Here is a 4,156-nt window from a genome sequence, read left to right as displayed (position 1 = left end):
GTTGTGTCTTTCCCGTGAATGGCTGCGACGAATATTGGTGAGTACGTCTTTTGCCAGCGCATCATTTTTTTCGCCATACATGATCGACATACTGACGGCATTTTTCAACATCGAAATTTGTTTATCAAAGTCAGTATCAACGAACAAAGGGCCGATGTCAGGATGGCTCTTTAGAAACGTTTCGTAAAACTGGCTGAAAAACCTTTCTTTTGCTTCACGAGTAAATACGCAACGGCCGTAACTTTTTTTCACGCTGTCAAAATCGATTGGCATGGAGGATTCCCTGTGAGTTGCTAGCTGTGTATTTTTACAGAGGACTAATATTGAGATTTATCGGCTTGCGGAGGAATTGGCATAAGGCAGATTGCCTGAATATTCGCGTGGAGATTCCAATTCATCACTCAAGGTTGTTAATAACTTACTGAAATTATAAGCGAATTGTTAGCCGTTAGTCGACTGGCTTCTGAAACAGGAATTATCGGCAAATTTTTGCAAAAATCAATAAATAACTGGTTTATTAGCCATTCCAGTAGCTTATACATCGTTTTGGGGTAAATTTTATTGAAAATACGACATTCACCATAAGTAGTCCTCCTATTGTGTGGGGCAGGGAAAATCGCCACACAATTCCGCTATCAATATGCTGTTTAGGCAGTTGCATTTCAAATTGAGAAACTTCTCACAATATTTCTCTGCTAGATTACAAAGTTACGCCGATATAAAAAACAGAATTCAACAGATTCTTTTGAAAGCTTATATTGGTGAACATAAGAAATGGCTAAGCTTATTAAAATGCAGAATGGTGAAGTGCTGGAAGAGTTTCCAATCACCAGGTCCGAATTAAAAATCGGTAGAGCATCTGATAACGATATAATACTTCATGATGATACAGTAAGTAGCCACCATGCGGTTATAACCGCCGCTGCTGTATCTGAAGATGGATTTGTAAAAGAGTATCGTATACAGGATCTGAAAAGTACCAATAAAACTTACGTTAACAATAAGGAAGTTGGGGAACGCAAACTCAAAGACAATGATGTTGTTCGAATAGGACTATCGCACTTTGAGTTTGACTACAATAACAATGAAGAAATTCAAAGGGAATTTGGGAAAACTACCAAGCTACATAAGAGCTGGATCCCCGGTGTTTTCTACACTAAAGAAAGCAAGAACTAAGTTTGATTCACATTACTGTTTAGCTGACATCGTAGCAGTCGTTACATCACAGCTGCTTTAATCATCAAAGCCGTACTTACATCACAGTTAAAATCGTATCACACCCGCAGGGACGCGTTCTTTTTTGCAGGCTACTTGCCGACTGTGCGAGTTTTTGCACCTTCCATTTAAAATTACGTTCTACTGATAACAGATCGTTATATTTCTATTGATACTTTGTGTTTAAAAAAAATTAATACCGTTGAATAAAGAAAAGCCCGCGGGGGAGCGGGCTTTTAAGGGAGCGTCTAATTGTAACTAGGGGGTTAGTGTTACAATTGAGGTAGGGTTTATAGTACTCGTCAATAGCTGAACGTAAGCTTAATATAATTCTCTAATATTGACCAATATTCAACCAGCTTATGTTATTGAAACAAAAAGAATTCAAAACGCTTACCTGAACATTGTCTGATAAATAATCAATGAGAATCGATTACTTGATCGTGGGGCAAGGTTTGGCAGGCAGTATAGTGGCCTGGCAATTAATGCAACATGAACGCAAGGTATTAGTTGTAGACAACGATATAAAAAACTCAGCGTCAAAAGTAGCAGCTGGGTTGATAAATCCCATAACGGGGCAACGCCTGGTAAAGTCCACACTTGTTGATAGCTGTCTTCCTGTTGCTATCAACTGTTATCGACAACTAGAGGAACACTTTCATCGGCAATTTTACTTTCCGGTGCCAATGTTGCGTATATTTCGATCAAAAGCAGAAATTGATCGCTATAAAAATCGGCGCGGCGATCATGCCTACCGTTCCTATCTTGGTGAAAGCTTTCAGGCTGGACAAAGCGGTGAATGTATCAACGATTTACTCGGGAGCTTTGAACAACATCATACAGGTTATCTGGATATTACAGCACTGTTAACAACGCTGAGAATGTATTTCGAGGCTCATAATGCTTACTGTGCAACAACATTTAACTATAGTGATCTTGTGTTGAATAAAGACAGCGTGCATTGGCAAGCTTATCAAGCTGATTGTGTCATATTCTGCGAAGGCGCTAATGCGATGGATAATCCGTGGTTTCGTTGGTTGCCTTTTCAATTATCAAAGGGAGAAATTCTCGCTGTTAAGAACGATCAGACAAGGCCTGTAAAAATACTCAATGATGGGCACTGGTTATTGCCCGCAGCAGATGGAGCGCTAAAAGTGGGAGCGACTTATGAGTGGCAATGGCAGGATGATAATCCAGGTGAAGAAGCAAAAACACTTTTGCTGGATGCATGTAAACGACTAACAGGTGTCGATAAAGGATGGACAGTAATAAATCATAAAGCTGGTATCAGACCAACCACGAAAGATAAAAATCCATTCATTGGAACTCATCCAGATCAATGCGAGTTAACCGTATTCAATGGATTTGGTTCAAAAGGTTCAATGCTAATTCCTTATTTTGCATCACGGCTGGTTGACTTCCTTTTACGCGGTGAGCCCTTACCAGAGCCGGTAGACATAAAGCGTTTTGAAAGTGGCATATCCATGGTTACCCTGGCAAAGCGCTATTTGTCTGAACAGATCAAGTCCGGGGATGTGGTTATCGATGCCACAGTGGGCAATGGATATGACACGGAGTTTCTGGCGCGTTGCGTGGGACCGGAAGGGAAGGTGCTCGGTTTTGATATACAGCAACAAGCTATTGCCAGGGCAAGTCAAAGATTGGCCAGTTTGCAATTGAAAGACAGGGTTACATTATATAACGTTGATCATAAACACCTGTTAGATAGCATTGGGAGTACACTTCGTGGGAATATTGCTGCGATTACGTTTAACCTGGGTTATTTACCAGGTAACGAAAAGTCTGTTAAAACACAAACTGCATCAACCATTAGTGCGCTGGAACAGGCTATTCAATTGATCAAACCGGGGGGCATCATTACAGTAGTCAGTTATGTCGGTCATCAAGGAGGCGGTGAGGAAGCGAATAGTGTTCAGGAATTCTTGAAGCAATCAAGCGGTCGAAACCTTAATATTAAAACGTTTTCTTCAATTAATATTAAAGACAAGGCGCCAGCGTTGGTGGTTGTCACTAAAAAGATCTGACCAGAATCTAAAATGAAAGAAAGTTCCTGGTTCGACATCGTGTTTTAACTTGTGTAACTGCTTAGACTAGACTCGCCGGGTTACGCACACATTTAATATCTGAAATCGGATTTTTATATTAAAAAGTTGAATATTGATAAAAAAATAACTACACTACACATGTTCTTTAGCATTCTTTTCGTAAGTGAAGCGTATAGCGATTCGTCGCTATACGCATTTTTTTTTGCCTGTCGCATTTATCTTCTCATGTTTCTCAAGTGTTGGCCTGTTCACCGTTCATAATCACTCTCATTATTTATCCCGCAAATGAAACTAAATCTGGTGAGATCTACTAATTAATTGATTAACAATAATATATTAAAGCGAACATTGTCAGAAAACCGACATCCCAGTGTTATAAAAAATGCTACGCAAAAAATGTTGTCTTTCCGCTGTCTGCTGACTTAAGCCTAAGCCGATGCAGAAATAATAATTGTGTGTTTCTCCATACCACCACCTGTCGCTTTGTAGGCTTCTTTGGGTAAAGGATTCTTATGTGCCAGTTTAAAGTCTTCACTATCTACCCAGTCATGAAATGCTTGTTCATCCCGCCATACTGTCATTACCAGATAAGGTGAATTGTGATCGGCTGGACGCATTATTTCCATGCGCAGGAATCCCGGCTGTTTGTCTACCTGGCCGGCACGTTGGCGAAATCGGTCTTCAAACTTTTCCTGCCATTCAGGTTCCACTGGCACTCTATTAGTGACGACAAACATGGCAACTTTCTCCTTTCGAATGATGGGTGAGTTAATTTATAAGTTTATAGTTAATGTATCGACGGGAAAACAATTACCAGCTAATATAACTTATTAAAATATGAACAATTAATGCAAGTAGAATGCATTAACGATGTC

The 4,156-nt window shown here is 39.9% G+C and carries 4 protein-coding genes; 2 read left to right on the top strand and 2 right to left on the bottom strand.

Annotated features, from left to right (window positions below; all coding sequences use genetic code 11):
* The coding region (locus ACWVCM_RS03565; RefSeq protein ID WP_455200336.1) for a hypothetical protein at window positions 1–273 on the bottom strand (273 nt) is incomplete at its 3' end.
* Between the two features lie 501 nt (window positions 274–774).
* Here ACWVCM_RS03565 and ACWVCM_RS03560 point away from each other — a divergent pair.
* Together ACWVCM_RS03560 and ACWVCM_RS03555 are read left to right on the top strand one after the other, a co-directional pair.
* Window positions 775–1,176: an FHA domain-containing protein gene (locus ACWVCM_RS03560; protein ID WP_455200335.1), complete on the top strand. Its 402-nt coding sequence runs from the start codon at window positions 775–777 to the stop codon at window positions 1,174–1,176.
* A 461-nt stretch (window positions 1,177–1,637) separates the two neighbouring features.
* Entirely contained in the window at window positions 1,638–3,260 is a 1,623-nt protein-coding gene (locus ACWVCM_RS03555) for an FAD-dependent oxidoreductase (RefSeq protein WP_455200334.1), read from the top strand.
* A 449-nt stretch (window positions 3,261–3,709) separates the two neighbouring features.
* Here the strand turns inward: ACWVCM_RS03555 and ACWVCM_RS03550 are convergent, their stop codons facing one another.
* Window positions 3,710–4,018, bottom strand: coding sequence for an antibiotic biosynthesis monooxygenase family protein (locus ACWVCM_RS03550; protein ID WP_455200333.1), 309 nt, complete (start codon window positions 4,016–4,018; stop codon window positions 3,710–3,712).
* Window positions 4,019–4,156 lie beyond the last annotated feature (138 nt).

It is taken from the genome of Kaarinaea lacus (assembly GCF_975902315.1).
This window is presented reverse-complemented; position numbering and strand designations above follow the sequence as displayed.

Bases quoted from the DNA above. Each gene is read 5' to 3' on its own strand.
- ACWVCM_RS03560 (WP_455200335.1), top strand. From the start codon at position 775: ATGGCTAAGCTTATTAAAATGCAGAATGGTGAAGTGCTGGAAGAGTTT.
- ACWVCM_RS03555 (WP_455200334.1), top strand. From the start codon at position 1,638: ATGAGAATCGATTACTTGATCGTGGGGCAAGGTTTGGCAGGCAGTATA.
- ACWVCM_RS03550 (WP_455200333.1), bottom strand. From the start codon at position 4,018: ATGTTTGTCGTCACTAATAGAGTGCCAGTGGAACCTGAATGGCAGGAA.